The sequence below is a fragment of the Streptomyces sp. NPDC053542 genome (assembly GCF_044544685.1).
In the GTDB taxonomy this organism is placed as follows: domain Bacteria; phylum Actinomycetota; class Actinomycetes; order Streptomycetales; family Streptomycetaceae; genus Streptomyces.
Window position 1 is genome coordinate 197621 of the sequence record NZ_JBITXL010000002.1, and the last position, 20233, is coordinate 217853.

Below are 20233 nucleotides of genomic sequence, written 5' to 3' on the forward strand. Positions count from 1 at the left end.
AGCCGGGGCTCAACCGGTGCCGGGTCGGGGCTCAAGAGGGAAGTCGGCCACGCCGAGGGTTGCCGTGGCTGATTCCGATCGGAAAGATTTGGTGCAGAAACGGTCCCCGCGGCGTGATCGTTCGGCATGTTACTCGCGGGTTCATGTCCGGGGTTCTCCGAGAGTAGCCCGTTTTCGCCGGATGACCAGGGCCTATGGCAACGGTTCGGACGTTTGGCAGTCGCTGCCGTTCGGCCGCTCTCTTGGGGTACGGTCGCGGCGCTGCATGGAGCACCACGAGGAGCGGGTCATTGCGCGAGTACTCCGTCCCCCCACTGGCGACGGCGCCCCGGGTCGGCGGTCTGGCGGACGCCGTCTTCGAGAATGCCGAGTCCGGCCCCGACCAGGTCGCACTCTGCCGTAAGGACGACGCGGGACGCTGGGAGGACGTCAGCGCCGCGCAGTTCCGCGACGAGGTCATGGCGCTCGCCAAGGGGCTGCTGGCCCAGGGCGTGCGCTTCGGCGACCGCGTCGGCATCATGTCGCGGACGCGGTACGAATGGACGCTGTTCGATTTCGCCCTGTGGTCCGTGGGCGCGCAGCCGGTACCGCTGTACCCGACCTCCTCCGCCGAGCAGGTCTTCTGGATGCTGCACGACTCGGCCGTCTCCTCCTGTCTGGTCGAGCACGAGGACCACGCCATGACCATCGGGTCGGTCATCGGCCGGCTGCCGCATCTGCGCCTGCTGTGGCAGCTGGACGAGGACCCGGTGGCCGAGCTGGTCGAGGCCGGGCGGCACATCGAGGACGACGTCGTGCACCGGCACCGGATGGCGGTCACCCCCGACGCGCCCGCGACCGTCATCTACACCTCCGGCACCACCGGACGCCCCAAGGGCTGCGTGATCAGCCACGCCAACTTCATGGCCGAGGCCGACAACGTCGTCGCGCGGTACGAGAAGGTCTTCCACTCCAAGCCCGGCGACGAGGCGTCCACCCTGCTCTTCCTGCCACTGGCGCACGTCTTCGGGCGGATGGTGCAGGTCGCGGCGATCCGCGGCCGGGTGAAGCTCGGCCACCAGCCGAACCTCTCGGCCACCGCGCTCCTCCCCGACCTGCAGTCCTTCAAGCCGAGCTTCATCCTCGCGGTGCCCTACATCTTCGAGAAGGTGTTCGCGGCGGCGCGGCGGAAGGCCGAGGCGGAGGGCAAGCTCGGCCCCTTCGACAAGGCCGTCGACGTGGCGCGGCGGTACGCCGAGGCGCTGGAGCACAAGGCGTTCGGTACCGGCTCCGGCCCCGGCGCGGGCCTGCGCATGCAGCACCAGCTGTTCGACAAGCTCGTCTACAGCAAGGTCCGGGCGGCGATGGGCGGCCGGGTCCGGCACGCGATGTCGGGCGGCTCGGCCATGGAGCGCCGGCTCGGCCTCTTCTGGGAGGGCGCGGGCGTCACGATCTACGAGGGGTACGGCCTGACGGAGTCCACCGCCGCGGCCACCGCCAACCCGCCCGAGCAGACCCGCTTCGGCACGGTCGGACTGCCGATCCCCGGCACGACCGTGCACATCGCGGACGACAACGAGGTGTGGGTGCACGGCGGCCAGGTCTTCCAGGGCTACCTCAACGACCCCAAGGCCACCGACGCCGTACTGCACGACGGCTGGCTGGCCACCGGCGACCTCGGGCAGCTGGACGAGGACGGTTACCTCACGATCATCGGCCGCAAGAAGGAGATCCTGGTGACCTCCGGCGGCAAGACGATCTCGCCGGTACCGCTGGAGGAGCGGGTGCGGGCGCACCCGCTGGTCGCCCAGTGCATAGTGATCGGCAACGACCGGCCGTACGTCGCGGCCCTGGTCACGCTGGACGCGGAGGCCGTGACGCACTGGCTGCAGATGCGCGGCAAACCGTCCCTGCCGGCGACCGACCTGGTGCGCGACCCGGACCTGGAGACCGAGATCCGGCGGGCCGTGGTCGCCGCGAACACGCTCGTCTCGCAGGCCGAGTCGATCCGTACGTTCCGCATCCTGGCCAGCCAGTTCAGCGAGGAGCACGGCCTGCTGACGCCGTCACTGAAGCTGAAGCGGAAGGCGATCGAGACAGCGTACGAGGCCGAGGTGGCGGCGCTGTACGAGCGCTGACGCGGCGCTGCACGAGCGGTAACTCGGCAGCTCTCGAACGGTTGTACGGGTGGGACGGCGCGGTAGTCGCTCGTAACCCATCTCAGTCCGCCGACGTGCGCGGGAATGTGTGCCGTCGCATGATCGTTGAGTCTCGTAGTACCTGTACGTCGATCAAAGGACCGATTCGCTCGTGAGCAAGGTTCCCCACATCACCCTCAACAACGGCGTCACGATGCCGCAGCTCGGCTTCGGTGTCTGGCAGATCCCGGACGACGAGGCGTTCACCGCTGTCGGCCACGCCCTGGAGGCCGGGTACCGCAGCATCGACACCGCCGCGATCTACGGCAACGAGGAGGGCACGGGGAAGGCCCTCGCCGCTTCCGGCATCGCCCGTGACGAGCTGTTCGTGACGACGAAGCTGTGGAACACCGAGCAGGGTTATGACTCGACCCTGCGCGCGTTCGACGCTTCGCTCGCCAAGCTGGGCCTGGACTACGTCGACCTGTACCTGATCCACTGGCCGCTGCCGGCCCGTGACACCTACGTCGACACCTACAAGGCGTTCGAGAAGATCCAGGCGGACGGCCGCGCCAAGGCCATCGGCGTCTCCAACTTCCAGCCGCCGCACCTCCAGCGGCTGCTGAACGAGACCTCGGTCGTCCCCGCGGTCAACCAGATCGAGCTCCACCCCGAGCTGCAGCAGGCCGAGACCCGCGCCTTCCACGCCGAGCACGACATCGCCACCGAGGCGTGGTCGCCGCTCGGCCAGGGCAAGGGCCTCCTGGAGAACGCCACGATCGGCAAGCTCGCCGAGAAGCACGGCAAGACCCCGGCCCAGATCGTGCTGCGCTGGCACCTCCAGCTCGGCAACATCGTCATCCCCAAGTCCGCGACGCCGTCCCGGATCAAGGAGAACTTCGACGTCTTCGGCTTCGAGCTGACCGCCGAGGACCTCGAGACGATCGCCGGCCTCAACGCCGACAAGCGCCTGGGCCCGGACCCGGCCACGTTCGACGTGGCCTGAATCAGCCGGTTCTGAGCAACCGGTTCGACCGGTTCACCCGGTTCAGCCCGCATGGCGCCGCCGCTCACCTAGCGTGAGCGGCGGCGCCATCTCGTTGCTGGGGGTCAGGGCTTTCGGTGCTGGAGGGCAGGGTTGAGGATTACCGGTCCTCGGGCCGCTGCTGCCTGCCGGTGCCGGTCTGATCGTTCAGCCTGTCCTGAGCCTTGTCCACCTGGCTCTGGTACTTGTTGCCCGTCCGCGCGTCGAAGGCGTCGCCGGCCTTCTCCACGCCTTGCCGGGTCTGGTCCGGGTGGCCTTTCATCAGGCTCTTCAGCTTGTCAAGCATGGACATGGTTGCCTCCCTATATGGGGTGCCTGACGTCCCCAGGGTCTCCGCATTTCCCCCACACCGCAAACCCGACGCGGCAGCGCAGGGGGCATCCCTGCCCCTATGCGAACTCGATGGTGATCCGGCCGACGCCCTGGCCCGGAAGGTTGAAGGGGCAACTGGCGTTGGTGGTGGCCGTCTGGCCCGGGGCCAGGAGGACCCAGCTGGAGTACTGGTCGACCGCGAGGCCGCACACGACGTGCACTCTGAACTGGCCCGTCTCGGTCCCGTCATTCCGGCAGGTACCTTCGCCGGTCTCGCCACCGTGTGTGACGGCCGTCTGGCAGATGAAGGGCGGCGCGGCGTTCGCCGGTGCGGCGGCCGCGATCCCGGTGACCGCGGACCCCACGGCGAGAACGCCGGCCATCAATGCGGTGCGCGTGCGCTTACCCATGTTCAACCCCCGATTGCCGATTCTGGGTTCCACCTATGTGGACATGACATTTCATTGCGCTTCTCGAGTGTGCAAGCCCAACGAACCCGACCTCCAGCGCCCGCCGATACGTTTTCCCATCGGATTGATAAGCGATCCGCGATGAAGAGGGGGGTTCCGCTGAACTGGCCTACGATCGGCAGGAGTCGACTGCGGACGGTCGACGAGTGGCGGTCGACGGAGTAGGAGGAACGGTGTCGCGGCGGGGGAAGTGGTGGCTGGTTGCGGTGTGGGGTGTGTTGGTTTTGGGCGGGGGCGGGGTGACGTTGTGGCTCAATGGCGGGGGTGGCACGTCGACGCCGGAGCCTGAGTTCGGATGGTTTCCCCTGGGCTCCACGCCCACTCCGGGCACTCCGGGCACTCCGGGCGGTGAGTCGCCGTCGCCCTGTCCCGACGAGGCAGAGTTGCCGGAGGAATCGGGGAAACCGGGGGGATTGAGGGAACCGGGGGACTCGCGCCTGACGGTTATCGCTGTCGACTGCGCGGAGGGGTACGGCGACTGACGCGACGTCAGGGATGTTCAGCTGGTCACTCGGGCGTCACTCCACGCGTCCCGCGTGCACCGTTCGGGCCGTGAGGAGGAAGGCGTCCGGGCGGTGGGCGATGGATGTTTCGTCGGCTGGGTCGGTGAGGCGGGTGAGAGTCGCCCGGTCCGTTGTGTTCAGGAGGTCGCCGTATTGCTCGGCGGCGCGGGACAGGCGGGCTGTGATGTGGTCGCGGGCGGTGCCGTCCAGCGGGGCCGGCAGGTCGAGGAGGAAGGTGCGGCTGCTGGTGTCGGCCAGGCCCGCGGCCGTCAGTAGTGCGGGCCAGTCCTCGATGGTTTCCCGGTAACCCGGGAGGTCCGCCCGCATCTGTGCGAACCACTCCTCCTGGGCCGCGTCCAGCCTGGCCTGAAGGCCGGGGCGGCCGATGCCGATGTCGCGCGGCAGTACGCGGTCGGGCAGGCCGCCCTCGGCCACCGCCAGTACACCGCCGGGGCGCAGCCGCCCGGCCAGCAGGGCCACCGCGGCCCGCTGGTCGCCGACGTGGTGCAGCACCTTGCTGGTCCAGATGAGGTCGGCCGTGCCGAGCGCTTCGAGATCGTCGTCGGGCAGCTCGGCTTCGTGGGTACTGAACCGGTCGGCGAGGCCGAGTCGCGCGGCGCGGTCCCGGGCGCGGGCCAGCAGCGCCGGGGCCGGGTCCACCGCCACCACCTCCGCGTGCGGGAAGGCCCGCGCCAGCAGGCAGGTGACGACGCCGGGGCCGGAGCCGACGTCCCAGACGCGGCGTACGGATGCCTCGCCCGCGGCCCGTTCCTCGGCCCCGCCGAGCAGCGTGCGCAGCCAGTCGGCGGCCTGTTCGTACATCGGCGTGGCGAGTTCGGCTTCGCGCTCCAGGACTGGGGCCAGTTCTTCCCAGTCCACGTCCGTGGAGTGGGAGTGAGGGTGGGAGTTGGGATGAGGGTGGGAGTTGGAGTGAGGGTCGGAGTGGGAGTGTTTGTCGTTCATGGGGCGGTCTCCGGTCACGCCAGGTCCGTCACTGTCACCGTGACGGTGAGTGTCGCGACGCCGTGCTTGTCCGGCCCCTCCGGGCCGAACGCCCGTTGGACCGCCGCCGTTACCTCCGTGCGGACCGCGCGTACCACGTCCAGCGCCCGGTGGCCGCGGCGCACCGCGAGGTGGATGCGGAGCCGCCACAGGCCCGGTGCGTCGCCCGGTTCCGCGCGTACGCCGGTGACGCGCCGCTGTCCGTCGGCGGGCGCGAGCAGCGGGACCGTGCCGCGTACGAGATCGCCGAGGCCCGGGCGGAGGTACGCGACCCCGGTCGTGGCCCGTGCGGCCTCGGCCGCGGTGCGCTGCAGCAGCGCCCGCAGCTCGCGTTCCGCACTGCCACTGCCACTGCCACTGCCACTGCCGAGGCCCTCGGCCCGGTGCGTGTCGCTCATGCCCGCTCCTCCCCCGCGTCCGCTGCCACGTCCGGTTCCGCGTCGATGAGGTCCACGACCCTGACGTCGACTCCGGAGACGGTCATGCCGACCGCCTCGTCCGCCGCCGCGAGCACCCGCTCGCGGATCCGCTCCGCCAGTTCCGGCAGCGGCCACTCCAGGCCCGCCGCGACCTCCATGTTCACCGTCGCGGGCCCGTCGGGCGCCTCGAGGGTGACCTTGCAGCTGCCCGCGAACACCGTCGGCAGCGCCTCGGCCGCCGCGCGGAACGCCTTCGCGGCCGCCGCCTCGGTGATCCAGGCGTCGTCCGCCGGCTCGCCCAGCGGCAGCGTGCGGCCGGGCCGCAGGTCGGTCCTGACCAGGTCCATCACCCGCGCCGTGAGCCGGTCGGCGGCCGCCGCCTCGGCCACCGCGTCCACGTCGTCCTCCCGGGCCTCGCGCACGTAGTCGTCCAGCACGCCGAGCTGCGCCAGCGCTTCCTGGCAGTGTGGACAGCCGACTGTATGCGGGTCGTCCGGGGTCTCCTCCGCCGCCTCCCAGACCTCCGAGAGCGTGCGGCCGCAGGGCAGTGCCGGGTCCTCGCCCTCGTACGCGTCGCCTAGCGCCATGAGCTCATCGCCTCCGTCAGATAGCGGCGTGCCCGGAAAACCCGGCCGCGCACCGCCTGGTGCGTACTGCCGACGATCTCGGCGATCTCCTCGTACGGCAGCCCCTGCAGTTCGCGCAGGACCCAGCAGGCGCGCTGTTCGGGGGTGAGCCCCTGCATGGCGTCGCTCAGCGCGCGTACCGCCGCCTGCGACTCGGCCGCGCGGACCGGTGACGAGGCATGTTCGGGCGCGGGTGGTTCGGGGACCGAGCCGAGGTCCTGGGTGGGGCGGCGGGCCCGCAGGATGTTCAGGCAGCGGTTGGTGACGATGCGGTACATCCACGTCGAGAACGAGGCGTCACCGCGGAACTCCGGGATCCGCCGCCAGGCGTTGACGAACGCGTCCTGCACGGCGTCCTCCGCGTCCGTCCTGCTGCCCAGGAGCCGGGTCGCCAGGCGCAGCAGCGACGGGCCGTGCCGGCGTACGAGCATCTCGAACGCCCCCTCGTCCCCTTCTCCGGCCCGCACGGCCAGGAGGGCATCGCCGGGTTCGGGCACCCGTCCGCTCCTCTCGGTCAGCACCGCGGAACATGCGTGCCAGGCATCACTGCCCCGGTACCCATTGGGGCACGCTCCGGCCCCGATGTCCTGGTACGGCACGCGCAAAGCAGGGTGATTTTCCCGCTTTCCGATCATTCGCCGGAGCCACGGGGCACGGGGCCGGTACGGAAGGGCCCGCGGAACGGGGCAGGATGGGGCGCGGGCCGGTAAGCGGAACGGTCCGTACGGAAAGGAAGACCAGCACGATGGAGGTCGGCGATGACCGCCGGGTACCGGGACAGCAGACACCGGAGCGGGCCGGTCCGGTGCGCGGAGCGGTACAGGATGTCGTGCGCTCGCTGCCGGACTGGCGGCAGTGGCGGACCGCGCTGTGCCGTACGCCGCTGTCCGTATGGCGTGACGATCTGACGGACTGGGCGGCCAGCCTGACGTACTACTCGGTGCTGGCGCTGCTGCCTGCCATGATCGTGACGGTGTCGCTGATCGGGCTGGCCGACCCGCCCGCCACCGGTCAGCTGATCGAACACATCAGCGCGCTCGCCCCGGCCCAGTCCGGCGCCACACTGCACCGCGCGCTCATCTCCATGTCCCACCAGCGGACCGCGGCCTGGCTGGTGGTGGGCGGCGCGACGGTCAGCGCGGTGTGGTCCTCGTGCAGCTATCTCGCGGTGTTCCGGCGGGCGCTGCACGCCATGCACCGGGTCAAGGACGACCGGCCGCCGTGGAGCAAGGCGCCGCGCATCCTCGGTACGGCGCTGGTGCTGCTCGCCTCGCTCATCCTGAGCGCGGTGGCCCTGCTGGCCAGCGGGCCGCTGGCGCGCGCGATGGGGCGCGCCGTGGGCCTGGGCCGGGCCGCCGAGGTGACCTGGAGCGTGGTCAAGTGGCCGCTGTTGCTGTGCCTGGTGACCGTGCTGGTACTGGTCCTCTTCCGCTCGGGGCCGCCGGCCTCGCGCGGGGTGCGGCGCGGGGTGCCCGGCGGCGTCCTCGCGGTCCTGCTGTGGCTGGTCTCCTCGGCGGGCTTCGCGCTGTACGCGTCGTACGTCGGTACCTTCAACCGGCTGTACGGGTCGCTCGCCGGGCCCGTGGTCTTCCTGATCTGGCTGTGGTTCTCCCACCTGTCCCTGCTGACGGGCGCGCAGTTCAACGCGGAGCTGACGCGGGCGGCGCCGCGCGCCGGGCGTGGCCGGGCCGTGGAGCGGGTCAGCGGGCCCCGTGGCCCGCTGCGACGGCTTCGATCCGCTGCGCGAGGGCGAAGTCCCGTTCGGTGACGCGGCCGCCGGCGCTGTGGGTGTTCACCGCGATGGTCAGCTTGTTGTAGCTCAGCGTCTGGTCGGAGTGGTGGCCCAGTTCCTCCTGGATCTGGGCCACGTGGATGACCATCGCGGCCGCCGGGAAGTGGCTGTCGAAGCCGTACGTACGGGTCAGCTTGTCGTCGGCGACCGTCCAGCCGGGCAGCTCCGCCAGCCGGTCCTCGATCTCCTTGTCGGTGAGCGGATCCACCTGAGCGTTCATGCCGTCCCGCCTCTCAGCTCAGCCGTCGCGTGGGTATCTGGATTCCAGATTCCACCCACCTTCGCACGCCGAACCCGCTTTCGCGCCAATGTGCGGACGGGCGTGCCGCAATCCGCGGAGGGTCGTGCCGCGCGGGTTACCGGCGTGCCGCGCGGCTTACTGGTGCGCCGCGGCCACCAGCGCGGCCACCCGGTCGATCGCGAAGGCGTAGCCCTGGACGCCGCAGCCCGCGATGACGCCGTCGGCGCGGTGCGAGACGTAGGAGTGGTGCCGGACCTCCTCGCGCTGGTGGATGTTGGAGATGTGCACCTCCAGGACCGGCAGCCCGTCGCAGGTGTTGAGCGCGTCGAGGATCGCGACGGAGGTGTGGGAGTACGCGGCCGGGTTGATCACGATGCCCGCGTGGCTGAGCCGCGCCTCGTGGATCCAGTCGACGAGCTGCCCCTCGTGGTTCGACTGCCTGCAGTCGACCGTGCCCCCGTGCGCGGCCGCGGCCTTGGCGCACAGCGCCTCGACGTCGGCGAGGGTGTCGGAGCCGTAGATCTCCGGCTGCCGCTGGCCCAGGAGGTTCAGGTTCGGGCCGTTGAGGACGAGGATCGGGGCGGTGGCGAGGGTGCGGGCGGGCATGGGATCTCCTCCTGACGGGCGGCGGGTGGCAGCGGCCCGCGAGCCGCTGCCACCTGGAGGTTTATCACGGGGCCGGTACGAGCTCCGCCTCGGCCTCGGACGCCGCCTCCCGCTCCCGTGCCGTCCGCCGGGCCCGCATCCACGCGTACACCAGGATGCCCGCAAAGAGGAACAGGACGCCCTGGTAGATCGCCGCGTACCCGGCGCCCGCCACCAGCCAGAAGGTGAAGCCGAAGGCGGCCAGCGCGATGACCATGTCCCGGGCGAAGCGGCCGGGGCGCACCTCGTCGCGGCGCCCGGTGAGCAGGAAGTACACCTGCGCGCCGGCGGCGAGGAGGTAGGGCACGGTGGCCGAGAAGGTCGTGATCAGGACGAGGATCTCGAAGACGCCGGCGGCGCCGGAGACGTAGTTGCACACGGTGAGCGCCGAGGCCAGGACGGCGGAGGCCAGGACGCCGAAGGTCGGCACGCCGCGCCGCTTCTTCAGGAAGGCGGCCGGGAACAGGCCGTCCTGGGCGGCGACGTACGGGGACTGGGCGCTCATCAGCGTCCAGCCGTTCAGCGCGCCGAGGATGGAGATCACGGCGGCCGCCGCGATCAGCGCGCCGCCCCAGGTGCCGCCGAACATCGCGTTCATCGCGTCGGAGAACGGGGCCTGGGAGTTCACCAGCTTGTCGTGCGGGACGGTGCCGAAGACCGAGAGGGTGCCGAGGAGGTAGACCAGCGCGGCGCCGAGGACGCCGAGGACGGTGGCCCGGCCGACGTTGCGCTGCGGGTTGCGCACCTCGCCCGCGCTCATCGCGGCGGACTCCACACCGACGTAGCTGTACAGCAGGATCGCGGCGGCGGCCGAGAGCCCGCCGAGCGAGCTGCCGCCGCCCTCGTGGAAGGAGCCGAGGTTGTCCGGGTCGAAGAAGAAGAGCCCGGCGATCGCGATGAACAGGAGCGGCAGGAACTTCAGAACTGTGGAGATCAGCTGTACGGCGCCGACGTAGCGGGTGCCGGCGAAATTCGAGATCGCCGGGAGCCAGAGGGCGAGCAGCGCGACGGCCAGGTCGATGCCCTTGGAGTCGTGGCCGGGGAAGAGCACGTGGACGTAGCCGACGGCGGCCACGGCGAGGGCCGCGTTGCTGACCCAGGACATGGTCCAGTACGACCAGGCGGAGAGGAAGCCGGCGAAGTCGCCGAACGCCTCGCGCGCGTAGACGTACGGGCCTCCGGTGTCCGGATGCCGCTGGGCGAGGCGGCCGAAGACCAGGGCGAGCGCGAGGGCGCCGAGGGTCAGGACGCCGAAGGCGACGAGGCTGACGGTGCCGTAGGGGGCGACCGAGGCGGGGAGCAGGAAGATCCCGCCGCCGATGATGTTGCCCATCACCAGGGCGGTGGCGGTCCCCAGACCGAAGCGGCGGGTGTGCCGGTCGTGCATGGCGAGTGGTGGCTCTCTCTCGTGCTGCGTCCGAGCGCTTGTGCTCCGCGTCCGAGCGCTTGTGCTTCGCGTCCGAGGTCGCCGGACGCCGTGCGCGCCGGGCCTGCGTCAGGCTCCCGGCACGCGTCGCGCCCGGCCGGGTGGCTGCGGGCGCCCCACCATGGTCCGGGACCCCGGAGGCCGCCTCCAAATCAGCGCTGTTCCTCCTGCGAGGCGCCATCGGCAGGAGAAAAAGCTTCGGAAGTGGCACCCTGCGACCGTATTTCGTCCGCACCGGACCGCGTCCCGCCGGTGCTCGACGCTTCGTCCGTACCGGACGCGACCGGCGCTTCGTCCGTACCGGACGCGACCGGCGCTCCGTCCGTACTGGTCCGGGGCTCGCCGCCCACCGGCACCGCCGGGACGCCGCCCTCTCCCAGCCAGCGGCGGAACACCCGGTGGACGTGTTCGGCGCCGACCAGCTCCGTGCCCTCCCCCACCGGCGGGGTCAGGTCTTCGGGCCAGAGGAGGAACGGACGGGACTGCGGTCCGCCGAGTCCGCCGTGCGAGCCGATCTGTTCCTCGAAGGCGTGCACCTCGCCCGTCTCCGGGTCGCACGAGGAATTGATCATGATGTCGGCGACGTGCGGGAAACCGTCGGTACGGCGTACCGCGTCCGCCGCGCCCGGCCCGAACGGCGCCAGCGGGTCCTCGCCGACGATCCGCCCCGTATCGAGGTAGTGCGCGCCCCCGCGCGGCCCGAGCACGACCGCGCCGTGTTCCTCGGACCGTACGAGCACGAAGCCGATGCCCGGATGCTCGGCGAGGGTGCTCAGCAGCGCCGGATTGCGGCGGTCGATCTGCTCGCGCGTCGCCCGGCCGCCCGGCATCGAGGGCCCCGGTATCGAGGGCAGCGACACCAGACCGAGATTCCCGGAGGCCAGCACGATCGGCTCGGCGGCGCGGCGGGCGCGCCGCGTGGTCTCCTCCGGCTCCTCCTCGGGGCGGTGCAGCGCGGCCCGCGCGGTGTTCCTGGCCTCGGCACCCGTGGGGCTGCGCCGCGCCCGCCGGGACACCGGCAGTCCGCAGCCGGCCCGCACCAGGTCCTCCAGCGTCAGCCCGTACCGCCCGGCGAAGGTCTCGCCCGGACTCTGCCCGTGGTCGGAGAGGAGCACGATCCGGTACGGGCGCGGCGCGTGCGGGGCGATCTTGGCGATCAGCGCGAGCGAACGGTCCAGCCGCCGCAGCACCAGCCGCGCGTCCCGACTCTCCGGACCGGAGTGGTGCGCGACCTCGTCGTACGCGACCAGGTCGGCGTAGATCGCGGTCCGGCCGACCAGCATGTCGCCGATCACCGCGGCGACCACCACGTCCCGCTCGACGACCGTCGCGAACGCCCGCACGAAGGGATACAGCCCGCCGCGCTTGACCCGCGGCCCGTCCTCCCGGAAGCGCGCCCGCAGCGACTGCCCGATCTCCCGGCACACCTCCACCACGAAGGAGGCGGCGGTGCGGGTGGCGTTCGCCGGGTCGGAGAAGTACGCGAAGTACCCCGCCCGGGAGCGGTTGTGCCGGCCGCGGCGGGCGGCCACCGAGAGCACCAGCGCGAGCTGCGCCGCGCCGCCGCTGAAGAGGTTGCCCCGGCTCGCGCCGTCCACGGAGAGCAGGCCGCCGCTGCCGGTCCTGGCCATCGCGCGGCGCTGCAGCTCGGCGGCGCTGGTCGGGCGGTTGCTGACGATGACCTCGCCGGTCTCCTTCTCGTACCAGCGGAAGGCGGGCACGTCGTGGTTGGTGCCGTGCAGGATGCCGAGCTGGCTGGCGCCGGTCTGGCTGGACCAGTCGGTGCGCCAGGGAGTGAGCGTGTGAGTACTGCCGGCCCAGCCCGCGACGGTGGGCATGAGCGGGTCGGGGCCCGCCAGCGCGTCGACGAGCACGTCGTGCCCGACCCCGTCGAGCTGGAGGAAGACCGTGCCGGGCGGGGCGCCCGCCGGGTCCTGCACCACGGTGGTGCGCCGCCGGAGGGCCAGCCGGGCCAGCCGCCTGCGGTACGCGTCGTCGTCGCCGACCGCGAGTGCCGCGCCGGTCGCGGAGGACACCGCGGACATCACGGCGGCCACTACTACCGCTGTCTCCGGGGAGGCCGCGCCGCGTCCGTCGGGGATCAGCCAGAGCGCGACCAGCAGCAGCGAGCCGTTGAGCGCGAAGACGAGCAGGCCGAGCACGAGCGCGGGCACGAGCAGCAGGGTGCGTACGAGCAGCGGCCACACCAACGCGCCGAGCAGGCCGAAGGCGCCGGCGCCGAGCGCCGCGGTCACCGCGATCTGCGTGGCACTGTCGCCGTTCGCCGACTGCAGCCGGAAGTCGGGCAGCGCACCGGCCAGCACGAGCATCGCGACGGTCGAGACCGCCCAGACCGCGATCACTCGCAGCAGGGCACCGCCCGCGCTCCGCCATCGAGGTCGCCGCACGCCGCACTCACCCTTCCTCCGACATGTCCGGTACGTCTCACCGGTCCGCGCTTCAGCGTGCCACACGCCCCGCGACCGCCCGGGCCCCTGTGGATAACCACGACGACGGCCGGGCAATGGCCGGGGCGACGGCAGGGGAATGTCAGAGGGAGCGGTCGGCGGGAAACAGCTTCCCGCGGGGTGGCCCGGTCACCGGATTTGGCAGGATGAAGCGTGATCACTTTGCATACGCAGCGGCTCACGTTGCGCCGCTGGCTCCCCGGGGACCTTCAGCCGATGGCAGCCGTGAACGCCGATCCCGAAGTGATGCGCTGGATCGGGAGCGGCGCGACGCGCAGCCTCACGCAGACCGCCTCCGGCATTTCCTCCTGGGAACAGGAGTGGGACATCGAGGGCTTCGGACTGTTCGCGGTCGAGCTGCGCGCCTCGGGGGAGCTGGCCGGGTTCGTCGGACTGTCCGTACCGCACTTCCTGCCGGAGGTGCTGCCCGCCGTGGAGATCGGCTGGCGGCTGGGCCGGCCGTACTGGGGACGGGGCATCGCCACGGAGGCGGCGCGGGCCGCGCTGGACTACGGGTTCCGCGAGCGCGGCCTGGAGCGGATCATCAGCATCGCGCAGCGCGGCAACGACGCCTCCGAACGCATCATGCGCAAGCTCGGCATGCGGCTGGACCGCGAGACGGTGGACCCCACGTGCGGCCGCGCGGTCCGGGTGTACGTGATCGACAGCCCCGAGCTCCGCTAGGTCGTGTCCCCCGCCGTACCCGTCAGCTCGCCCCGACGGACGACAGGATCCGGCTCGGGGGTGGCGGGTTCGGGCAGGGCGCGGAAGAGGAGCCAGCTCAGGGCGGGCATGGCGATCAGAGGGGTGAGGGCCGTCCGCAGGGAGGTGGAGTCGGCCAGGTGTCCCAGTAGGGGGCTGATGAGGCCGCCGGCGCTGACGGTGAGGCCGAGGGTGACGCCGCTTGCGGTGCCGATGCGGGAGGGAAGGTAGTCCTGGCCGAGCGTGACCTGGAGGGAGAAGGGGACGTACAGGCCGGCGGAGGTGAGGGCCACGAAGAGGAACATGGCCGGGCCGGGCATGTGGATCACTCCGGCGACGGCGGCGATCGAGAGCAGATAGGACCAGCGGGACACACGGACGCGGTCATAGCGTTCGGCCAGGGACCCGCCCAGTACCGAACCGACGGCTCCACCCAGGAACAGCAGGAACAGGGCGAGGGTTCCCGCGGTGGTGCTGCCCTGCATGCGCTGCTGGGCGTAGAGGGAGACGAAGGTGCTCAGGCCGGTGAAGACGATGGAGCGGAAGACGACCGCCAGGGACAGCTTCACGAACGAGGCCACATCGTCAGCGCCCCTGGGCGTCGCCGTCCTGGAGGTACCGGCCCGTGGCCGGGCGAGTATCCGGAGGACGGGCACGCACAGGGCGGCGCCGGCCAGCGCGGGCAGGACCAGGACCGGTGTCCAGCGCAGTGAGCCGTGTCCGATCACGGTCGACACCATGAGCGGGGCGAGCGCGAAGCCGATGTTGCCGCCGAGGGAGAACCAGCTCATCGCGCTGTGACTGCCCCGGCTCGCCAGCCGGGCCACGCGGGCGGCCTCCGGGTGGTAGGCGGCCACGCCGATCCCGGAGACGGCGACGAAGACCAGGGCGAGTCCGTAAGAGCCGCTCAGACCGCTCAACGCGATGCCCACGCCGCCCAGCAAGGTGCTGACCGGCAGCAGCCACGGCATCGCCCACCGGTCGGTGAGCGCCCCGAACACCGGCTGGGCCACCGACGACAGCAGGGACGCGGCCAGCACGATGCCGGAGGCCACCGCGTAGGTGTAGTCCCGTTCGGCCACGAAGAACGGGATCAGCGCCGCGACGGCGCCCTGGTAGATGTCGACGCAGGCGTGTCCCACGGCCAGCAGGGAGATCGATGTATTCCTTCGCACCCGTCCCATGCTGGGAGAACCACCCGGTGTCCCGCTTTCGATAGATTGACAGGTGATGCAGGAAATCCGCCACATGTCTGTCGCGCCGACCCGGACCCAACGTCTCGCGTCCGGCGGTGAGATCGACGCGCACCGCCATGACGACCACCAGATCGCCTACGCCGGCCAGGGCACCATCGCGGTGACCACCGACGCCGGCTCCTGGGTAGCCCCCGCCACCCGCGCGATCTGGATTCCCGCCGGCACCGTCCACCAGCACCAGGCCCACGGCGAACTCGACCTCCACCTCGTCGGTCTGCCCGCCACCGAGAATCCCCTCGGCCTCGACAAACCGGCCGTCCTCGCCGTCAGCCCCCTCCTGCGCGAACTCATCGTCTCCTATACGCGCGCCCCCGAGGACGACAGCCCGCCCCGCCTTCGCCTGCGCGCCGTCCTGCTCGACCAGCTCGCCATGTCCCGCGAGCAGCCGCTGCACCTGCCGATTCCCACCAGCCCCCTGCTCCGGGAGCTGCACGACATCCTGCGCGCCGACCCGGCGGACAACCGCTCCCTCGACGACCTCGGCCGGCAGATCGGCGCCAGCGCCCGCACCCTCTCCCGCCGCCTCCGGGACGACCTCGGCCTCACCTACCCCCAGTGGCGCACCCAGGTCAGACTCCACCACGCCCTGATCCTCCTCGCCGACGACACCCCCGTCACCACCGTCGCCCACCGATGCGGCTGGTCATCCGCCAGCACCTTCATCGACGTCTTCCGCCGCACCTTCGGCCACACCCCCGGCTCCCGCCCCGCCACGTCCTAGCGGCCGACCCGCGCCCACACGGTCTTGCCGATCTGCGTCTTGCCGATCTGCCGGTCCCGCACGCCCCAAGCGGTGGCCAGCGCCGCGACGAGCAGCAGCCCGCGGCCGGATTCCGCGTTCGCGGTGGGCCCTTGTAGCGCGGGGCGGGCGTCGCCCGCGTCCGACACCTCCACGGTGATCTCCTTGTCCTCGCCCTCTTCGCCCAGGTCGATACGGACCTCGAAGAGCCGCCCGGGGACATGGCCGTGCCGGGCCGCGTTCGCGGCGAGTTCGGAGACGACGAGCACGACCGTGTCGGCCGTGTCCGGCGCGACGCCGTGCGCGAGCAGCACCGCGCGGACGGCCCGCCGGGCCCGGCCCACGGACTGGGGAACGGAAGTGAACCGTGCACACCAGGGGTGACTTTCTGCGTTCATGGGGTCCACTGTCAGTGGTGGTGGCTACGCTCGGTAGTGGTTGCACGTGGACCGTTGACCGACCGTTGAACCACGTTGAGGGGGGCTGCAATGGCGCAGCCGAAGAAGAAGGCCCTGAGCCCGGCACAGCAGTACTTGGCGGAGGTACTGCGCCTCCTGCGCACGGCCCGCGGCCTGTCGCAGACGGAGCTGGGCTCGCTGATGAACTACACGGGCGCGGCGGTGAGCGCGGTGGAGACGTGCGCGAAACCGGCGACGGATGAGTTCCTGGAGAGCGCGGAGGGGGCGTTGGAGGCGGGCGGGGTGATCGCCGCCGCAGCCAAGTACCTACGGTTGGAGCGATACCCCGCGTACTTCCGGGGGTTCGTTCAGCTGGAGCAGGCGGCGCTGAGCGTGTCCACGTACTGCACGCAGCTGATCTACGGCCTGTTGCAGACCGAGGAGTACACCCGTGCGCTGCTGGGGTGCGGCTTCCCGCCGTGGGACGAGGAGGAGATCGAGAAGCTGACCATGGCCCGGATGGAGCGCAAGGCGCTCCTCGACCGCAAGCCCGTGTGCTGCATCAACGTCATCCACGAGGAGGCGGCACTGCGGCGGCGGATCGGCGGCCTGGACGTCATGCGGCGTCAGTACGCGTACCTCGTCGAGTGCGCTCAGCGCCCGAATGTCGTGCTCCAAGTGATGCCGATGAGCCGGGGCGAGCATGCGGGACTCCTCGGTCCGATGACCGTGATCGAGACCCCGGAAGACACGCCCCTGGTCTACATGGAAGGCAACGGGGAGAGCACACTGGTCAGCAAGCCGGACGACGTGGGGGTGCTCACGCGCCGCTATGCCATGATCAGGAGCCAGGCTCTCCGGCCGGACGAATCCGTGAAGCTGATCGAGCAGTTGAGGGATGAGCTATGACTGATCTGCAGTGGTTCAAGAGCAGCTACAGCGATGCGGGCGGCGGTGAGTGCGTCGAGGTCGCCGTCTCCCCCACCCCCACCACCATCCACATCCGGGACTCCAAAGACCCCGACGGGCCCACCCTCGATGTGCGGCAGGACGCGTTTGCCGCGTTCATAACCTTCGCGGCTCGGGCGTAGGGTCGAGGAACGGAGTGGAAGGCGCGCGTATGGAGGTCCAGCGGTGTCGGTGGAGGTCACGTGGTGGGGGCATGCCACCGCTACGGTCGAGGACTCCGGGACCCGGCTGCTGACCGATCCGCTGTTCGTACGGCGCCTGGCGCACCTGCGGCGGCGCCGGGGTGCCATGCCCGGTGACAGCGCCACCGTCGCGGACGCGGTACTGATCTCGCATCTGCACGCCGACCACCTCCACCTGCCCTCGCTCGCGCGCCTCGCGCCCGGTACGCGGCTGATCGTGCCGCGCGGCGCGCCCGCCGCACTGCCCGGGCTGCGCCGTACCGCGGCCGCCCGCGACCTGCCCGTGACGGAGCTCGGTGTCGGAGAGAAGACCGAGGTCGGCGCGGTCACCGTACGGGCGGTCACCGCGGCGCACGACGGGCGGCGGCTGCCGTACGGGCCGCACCGGGTGCCCGCCCTCGGGTACGTGATGCGGGGCGCGGCGACGACGTACTTCGCGGGTGACACCGGGCTGTTCGACGACATGGCGGACGAGGTCGGGGCGTGCGACGTGGCGCTGCTGCCGGTGGGCGGCTGGGGCCCGTTCCTCGGGCACGGGCATCTGGACGCGCGCCGCGCGGCAGAGGCGGCGGCCCGGCTCGCGCCGCGCGATGCCGTGCCGGTGCACTACGGCACGTACTGGCCGATCGGCATGGACGCCGTGCGGCCGCACGAATTCCACGCGCCGGGGCAGGAGTTCGTACGGCAGTCGGCGCTGGTGGCGCCCGACGTGACCGTGCACGTGCTGGAGCACGGCGCCTCCGTGCGACTGGCGGCGGGCCGGTGAGCGCTCCCTGGACACCCGCCGTGACATTGGCCGTGACACCGGCCGTGACACCGGCCCTCGCGCTGGCTGCCGTGGTCCCGCCGGAGTCCACGCAGCAGGCGGCCGGTTACCCGTCGCTCTTCGTCCTCGTGGTGCTCGGCTCGCTGGTGCCGGTCGTGCCGACCGGGGCGCTGGTCAGCTCGGCGGCGGCCGTGGCGTTCCACCACACCGCGCCGTTCTCGCTGCTGCTGGTCTTCCTCGTGGCGTCGGCCGCCGCGTTCCTCGGCGACCTGACGCTGTACTGGCTCGGTGCGCGCGGGGTGCGGTCCAAGAACGGCTCGCGGTGGCTGGAGCGGCTGCGCGAGCGGTCGGCGCCGGAGCGGCTGGCGCAGGCCCGGACGCGGCTGGACGAGCACGGGGTCCAGGTGCTCGTGCTGTCCCGGCTGGTGCCGGCCGGGCGTATCCCGATCATGCTGGCGTGTCTGCTGGCGAAGCAGCCGGTCCGGTGGTTCGCCCGGGGCGACCTGCCGGCCTGTCTGGCCTGGGCGGCGACGTACCAGCTCATCGGCATACTGGGCGGCTCGCTCTTCAGCGAGCCGTGGCAGGGCGTGGCCGCGGCGGTCGGGCTGACGGTCCTGCTCAGCGCGGCCCCGGCGGCCTGGCGCAGGATCCGCCGCCCGCACGACCGCTCGGCCTGACGCGGCCCGACCGGCCATGACGCACCCGGCCGGACTGACGGGCCGTCAGTCCGCTGCTCCCCTCGCCATCCCCAGCGTCTCGGCCAGCGCGCGGAGTTCCTCCGTCACCGCGGGGATGTCGAGCGGATCGGGGGCAGCCAGGAGGCGTCTGCGGCGGTCCGGGTCCGGGTCGAACAACGCCTCCGTGCTGAGGCGGACGCGCAGCGCCTTGGGGTCGTCGCCGAAGCGGTGGCCGCCGCGGGCCGCCCAGCGGGCCAGCGCCCGTTCCAGCGCGGCCGGTCCCGTGACGCCGCGGGCGGCGAAGGCGGGGCGGAGCGGTTCGAGGTCGGCGTAGAGGTGGCTGCCGGCGTGCGGCGGGCGGCAGAGCGCACCGGCGGCGGTGAGCGTGTGGTGCAGCCCGGCGGCGAGCCGGCCGTGCAGCCGTGCCGCCGCGGTGATCCGTTCCCGTACGACGGCGGGCTCGCCCAGCGCGTGGCCGACGGCGGCGGCGAGCGGGCCGGGCAGCGGGGTGGCGAGACCGGTCAGCGCGTCGAGCGCGGCGGCGCGCAGCACCTCACCGGGGTCGGTGGCGGGGAAGCGGGCGAGCGCGGCGGGCCAGGAGGCCGGTACGAGCGTGGCCCGCAGGTCGGCGAGGACGACGACGCTGCCGGGCAGCATCTCGGCGGGGCTGAGCACCACCGTGTCGTGCGGGTCGTGCAGCAGGTCGCGGCGGGTCTCGTCGCTGATGACCCACAGCCCCTCGCCGGCCGCCACCTCGCACACCTCGTGCAGCTGCTCGGGCGGCGGGCAGGTGCCGGTGGGGTCGTCGGCGACGGACACCAGCAGCACCCGGGGGTCGCCGCCGGTGTCCCGGGCGCGGTGCACGGTCTCCAGGAGCGTGAAGGGGTCCGGTACTCCCCCGGACTCGGCCGGTACCGGCGCAGGGTGCACGGCGCGGCCCAGCAGCCGGGCCTGCGGGGCGTACCACGCGGCGCACGGGCGGGGCAGTACGACGTCGCCGCCGGTCGCGGCGAGCAGCGCGAGCAGCAGGGCGGGCGCGCCGGGACCGGCCAGCACGCTCTCGGCGGCGGTCCCCAGGCCGCGGCGCTCGAAGTAGCCGCAGGCGGCGGCGCGCAGGGGCAGGGAGCCGCCGGGCGGTTCGGGCTCTGTGCGGTCGGCCGCCGCGGCGAGGTGCGCGGCCAGTTCCGGGAGGATGGGCAGACCCATGGGCGGGTCCGGATCCGGGTGCGGCTCCAGGGCGCTCGGCTGCATCCGTACCTCCACTGTCCACGGCAGGTGGTCGGGGGCCCCCCCGCCGGGGGGGCCCCCCCCCCCCCGCCCCCCCGCCGGGGGCGGCCCCCCCCCCCCCCCCCCGGCCCCCGCGGGGGGGGGGGGGCCCCCGCGGGGGGGCCCCCCCCGACCACCCTTGCAGATCAAGGAGGTGCCGCGCGGGACGACACGTCAGCGGCCGTCCGGGCGCCGCGGGCTCCCGTGGCCCT

General features: G+C 72.2%; 22 protein-coding genes. 9 read left to right on the forward strand and 13 right to left on the reverse strand.

Features of this window, described 5'->3' with window-relative positions; translation table 11 throughout:
- The first annotated feature begins 290 nt into the window (after positions 1–290).
- Together ACIGXO_RS05135 and ACIGXO_RS05140 are read left to right on the forward strand one after the other, a co-directional pair.
- Positions 291–2117 (forward strand): AMP-dependent synthetase/ligase, encoded by a 1827-nt coding sequence (locus ACIGXO_RS05135; protein WP_399780465.1) that lies wholly within the window; start codon positions 291–293, stop codon positions 2115–2117.
- A 172-nt stretch (positions 2118–2289) separates the two neighbouring features.
- A complete protein-coding gene (locus ACIGXO_RS05140; protein ID WP_399780467.1) occupies positions 2290–3123 on the forward strand; it encodes an aldo/keto reductase in 834 nt (277 codons plus the stop codon).
- Positions 3124–3262: 139 nt separating this feature from the next.
- Here ACIGXO_RS05140 and ACIGXO_RS05145 read toward each other — a convergent pair whose 3' ends face one another.
- From ACIGXO_RS05145 to ACIGXO_RS05170, 6 genes are all read right to left on the reverse strand, one after another.
- On the reverse strand, positions 3263–3454 hold the full coding sequence (locus ACIGXO_RS05145; RefSeq protein WP_399780470.1) for an antitoxin: 192 nt from the start codon (positions 3452–3454) through the stop codon (positions 3263–3265).
- Positions 3455–3551: 97 nt separating this feature from the next.
- Positions 3552–3884, reverse strand: coding sequence for a hypothetical protein (locus ACIGXO_RS05150; protein WP_399780473.1), 333 nt, complete (start codon positions 3882–3884; stop codon positions 3552–3554).
- Positions 3885–4462: 578 nt separating this feature from the next.
- Positions 4463–5410 carry a class I SAM-dependent methyltransferase gene (locus ACIGXO_RS05155; RefSeq protein ID WP_399780476.1) on the reverse strand — a complete coding sequence of 316 codons (948 nt, stop codon included), beginning with the start codon at positions 5408–5410 and terminating at the stop codon, positions 4463–4465.
- 14 nt (positions 5411–5424) lie between these two features.
- Positions 5425–5847, reverse strand: a complete 423-nt coding sequence (locus ACIGXO_RS05160; protein WP_399780478.1) for a hypothetical protein — start codon at positions 5845–5847, stop codon at positions 5425–5427.
- A complete protein-coding gene (locus tag ACIGXO_RS05165) occupies positions 5844–6455 on the reverse strand; it encodes an Asp23/Gls24 family envelope stress response protein (protein WP_399780481.1) in 612 nt (203 codons plus the stop codon). The genes ACIGXO_RS05160 and ACIGXO_RS05165 overlap by 4 nt, the downstream gene beginning before the upstream one ends.
- Entirely contained in the window at positions 6446–6991 is a 546-nt protein-coding gene (locus ACIGXO_RS05170) for an RNA polymerase sigma factor (RefSeq protein ID WP_399780484.1), read from the reverse strand. Before ACIGXO_RS05170 ends, ACIGXO_RS05165 begins: the two co-directional genes overlap by 10 nt.
- A 248-nt stretch (positions 6992–7239) precedes the next feature.
- Here ACIGXO_RS05170 and ACIGXO_RS05175 point away from each other — a divergent pair, with 248 nt between their 5' ends.
- The gene (locus ACIGXO_RS05175; protein WP_399780487.1) at positions 7240–8262 is read left to right on the forward strand and encodes a YihY/virulence factor BrkB family protein; all 1023 of its coding nucleotides are present in this window, start codon (positions 7240–7242) and stop codon (positions 8260–8262) included.
- Here ACIGXO_RS05175 and ACIGXO_RS05180 read toward each other — a convergent pair.
- The 4 genes from ACIGXO_RS05180 to ACIGXO_RS05195 all read right to left on the reverse strand — a co-directional run bounded on the left by ACIGXO_RS05180 (position 8195) and on the right by ACIGXO_RS05195 (position 13006).
- Positions 8195–8506, reverse strand: a complete 312-nt coding sequence (locus ACIGXO_RS05180; protein ID WP_399780490.1) for a 4a-hydroxytetrahydrobiopterin dehydratase — start codon at positions 8504–8506, stop codon at positions 8195–8197. The genes ACIGXO_RS05175 and ACIGXO_RS05180 overlap by 68 nt on opposite strands.
- 156 nt (positions 8507–8662) lie before the next feature.
- Positions 8663–9133 (reverse strand): type II 3-dehydroquinate dehydratase, encoded by a 471-nt coding sequence (gene aroQ / locus ACIGXO_RS05185; RefSeq protein WP_399780493.1) that lies wholly within the window; start codon positions 9131–9133, stop codon positions 8663–8665.
- A 64-nt stretch (positions 9134–9197) separates the two neighbouring features.
- Complete coding sequence (locus ACIGXO_RS05190; protein WP_399780496.1) at positions 9198–10559, reverse strand: amino acid permease; 1362 nt, start codon at positions 10557–10559, stop codon at positions 9198–9200.
- A 191-nt stretch (positions 10560–10750) separates the two neighbouring features.
- Complete coding sequence (locus tag ACIGXO_RS05195) at positions 10751–13006, reverse strand: phage holin family protein (RefSeq protein ID WP_399780499.1); 2256 nt, start codon at positions 13004–13006, stop codon at positions 10751–10753.
- Between the two features lie 213 nt (positions 13007–13219).
- Here ACIGXO_RS05195 and ACIGXO_RS05200 point away from each other — a divergent pair, with 213 nt between their 5' ends.
- Positions 13220–13750: a GNAT family N-acetyltransferase gene (locus ACIGXO_RS05200; RefSeq protein WP_399780502.1), complete on the forward strand. Its 531-nt coding sequence runs from the start codon at positions 13220–13222 to the stop codon at positions 13748–13750.
- On the opposite strand, the gene ACIGXO_RS05205 is transcribed toward ACIGXO_RS05200, so the two are convergent.
- A complete protein-coding gene (locus ACIGXO_RS05205) occupies positions 13747–14943 on the reverse strand; it encodes an MFS transporter (RefSeq protein ID WP_399780505.1) in 1197 nt (398 codons plus the stop codon). The genes ACIGXO_RS05200 and ACIGXO_RS05205 overlap by 4 nt on opposite strands.
- Before the next feature lie 55 nt (positions 14944–14998).
- Between ACIGXO_RS05205 and ACIGXO_RS05210 the strand changes: the two genes are divergently transcribed.
- On the forward strand, positions 14999–15745 hold the full coding sequence (locus tag ACIGXO_RS05210) for an AraC family transcriptional regulator (RefSeq protein ID WP_399780507.1): 747 nt from the start codon (positions 14999–15001) through the stop codon (positions 15743–15745).
- Here the strand turns inward: ACIGXO_RS05210 and ACIGXO_RS05215 are convergent.
- Complete coding sequence (locus tag ACIGXO_RS05215; protein ID WP_399780510.1) at positions 15742–16161, reverse strand: ATP-binding protein; 420 nt, start codon at positions 16159–16161, stop codon at positions 15742–15744. The genes ACIGXO_RS05210 and ACIGXO_RS05215 overlap by 4 nt on opposite strands.
- A gap of 90 nt (positions 16162–16251) precedes the next feature.
- On the opposite strand from ACIGXO_RS05215, the gene ACIGXO_RS05220 reads away from it, so the two are divergent.
- From ACIGXO_RS05220 to ACIGXO_RS05235, 4 genes are read left to right on the forward strand one after another with little or no spacing between them, the layout of a single operon-like run.
- Positions 16252–17070, forward strand: a complete 819-nt coding sequence (locus tag ACIGXO_RS05220; RefSeq protein ID WP_399780513.1) for a Scr1 family TA system antitoxin-like transcriptional regulator — start codon at positions 16252–16254, stop codon at positions 17068–17070.
- Positions 17067–17252, forward strand: a complete 186-nt coding sequence (locus tag ACIGXO_RS05225) for a DUF397 domain-containing protein (RefSeq protein WP_399780516.1) — start codon at positions 17067–17069, stop codon at positions 17250–17252. Before ACIGXO_RS05220 ends, ACIGXO_RS05225 begins: the two co-directional genes overlap by 4 nt.
- A 43-nt stretch (positions 17253–17295) precedes the next feature.
- Positions 17296–18078: an MBL fold metallo-hydrolase gene (locus tag ACIGXO_RS05230; protein WP_399780519.1), complete on the forward strand. Its 783-nt coding sequence runs from the start codon at positions 17296–17298 to the stop codon at positions 18076–18078.
- Positions 18079–18098: 20 nt separating this feature from the next.
- Positions 18099–18755: a DedA family protein gene (locus ACIGXO_RS05235; RefSeq protein WP_399780521.1), complete on the forward strand. Its 657-nt coding sequence runs from the start codon at positions 18099–18101 to the stop codon at positions 18753–18755.
- A gap of 45 nt (positions 18756–18800) precedes the next feature.
- Here the strand turns inward: ACIGXO_RS05235 and ACIGXO_RS05240 are convergent, their stop codons facing one another.
- On the reverse strand, positions 18801–20006 hold the full coding sequence (locus tag ACIGXO_RS05240) for an aminotransferase class I/II-fold pyridoxal phosphate-dependent enzyme (protein WP_399780524.1): 1206 nt from the start codon (positions 20004–20006) through the stop codon (positions 18801–18803).
- Positions 20007–20233 lie beyond the last annotated feature (227 nt).

Coding starts and splice junctions, on each gene's coding strand:
- ACIGXO_RS05155 (WP_399780476.1), bottom strand. CDS start 5,410: ATGAACGACAAACACTCCCACTCCGACCCTCACTCCAACTCCCACCCT.
- ACIGXO_RS05220 (WP_399780513.1), top strand. CDS start 16,252: ATGGCGCAGCCGAAGAAGAAGGCCCTGAGCCCGGCACAGCAGTACTTG.
- ACIGXO_RS05190 (WP_399780496.1), bottom strand. CDS start 10,559: ATGCACGACCGGCACACCCGCCGCTTCGGTCTGGGGACCGCCACCGCC.
- ACIGXO_RS05160 (WP_399780478.1), bottom strand. CDS start 5,847: ATGAGCGACACGCACCGGGCCGAGGGCCTCGGCAGTGGCAGTGGCAGT.
- ACIGXO_RS05165 (WP_399780481.1), bottom strand. CDS start 6,455: ATGGCGCTAGGCGACGCGTACGAGGGCGAGGACCCGGCACTGCCCTGC.
- ACIGXO_RS05175 (WP_399780487.1), top strand. CDS start 7,240: ATGGAGGTCGGCGATGACCGCCGGGTACCGGGACAGCAGACACCGGAG.
- ACIGXO_RS05150 (WP_399780473.1), bottom strand. CDS start 3,884: ATGGGTAAGCGCACGCGCACCGCATTGATGGCCGGCGTTCTCGCCGTG.
- ACIGXO_RS05210 (WP_399780507.1), top strand. CDS start 14,999: ATGCAGGAAATCCGCCACATGTCTGTCGCGCCGACCCGGACCCAACGT.
- ACIGXO_RS05145 (WP_399780470.1), bottom strand. CDS start 3,454: ATGTCCATGCTTGACAAGCTGAAGAGCCTGATGAAAGGCCACCCGGAC.
- ACIGXO_RS05225 (WP_399780516.1), top strand. CDS start 17,067: ATGACTGATCTGCAGTGGTTCAAGAGCAGCTACAGCGATGCGGGCGGC.
- ACIGXO_RS05215 (WP_399780510.1), bottom strand. CDS start 16,161: ATGAACGCAGAAAGTCACCCCTGGTGTGCACGGTTCACTTCCGTTCCC.
- ACIGXO_RS05240 (WP_399780524.1), bottom strand. CDS start 20,006: ATGCAGCCGAGCGCCCTGGAGCCGCACCCGGATCCGGACCCGCCCATG.
- ACIGXO_RS05180 (WP_399780490.1), bottom strand. CDS start 8,506: ATGAACGCTCAGGTGGATCCGCTCACCGACAAGGAGATCGAGGACCGG.
- aroQ (WP_399780493.1), bottom strand. CDS start 9,133: ATGCCCGCCCGCACCCTCGCCACCGCCCCGATCCTCGTCCTCAACGGC.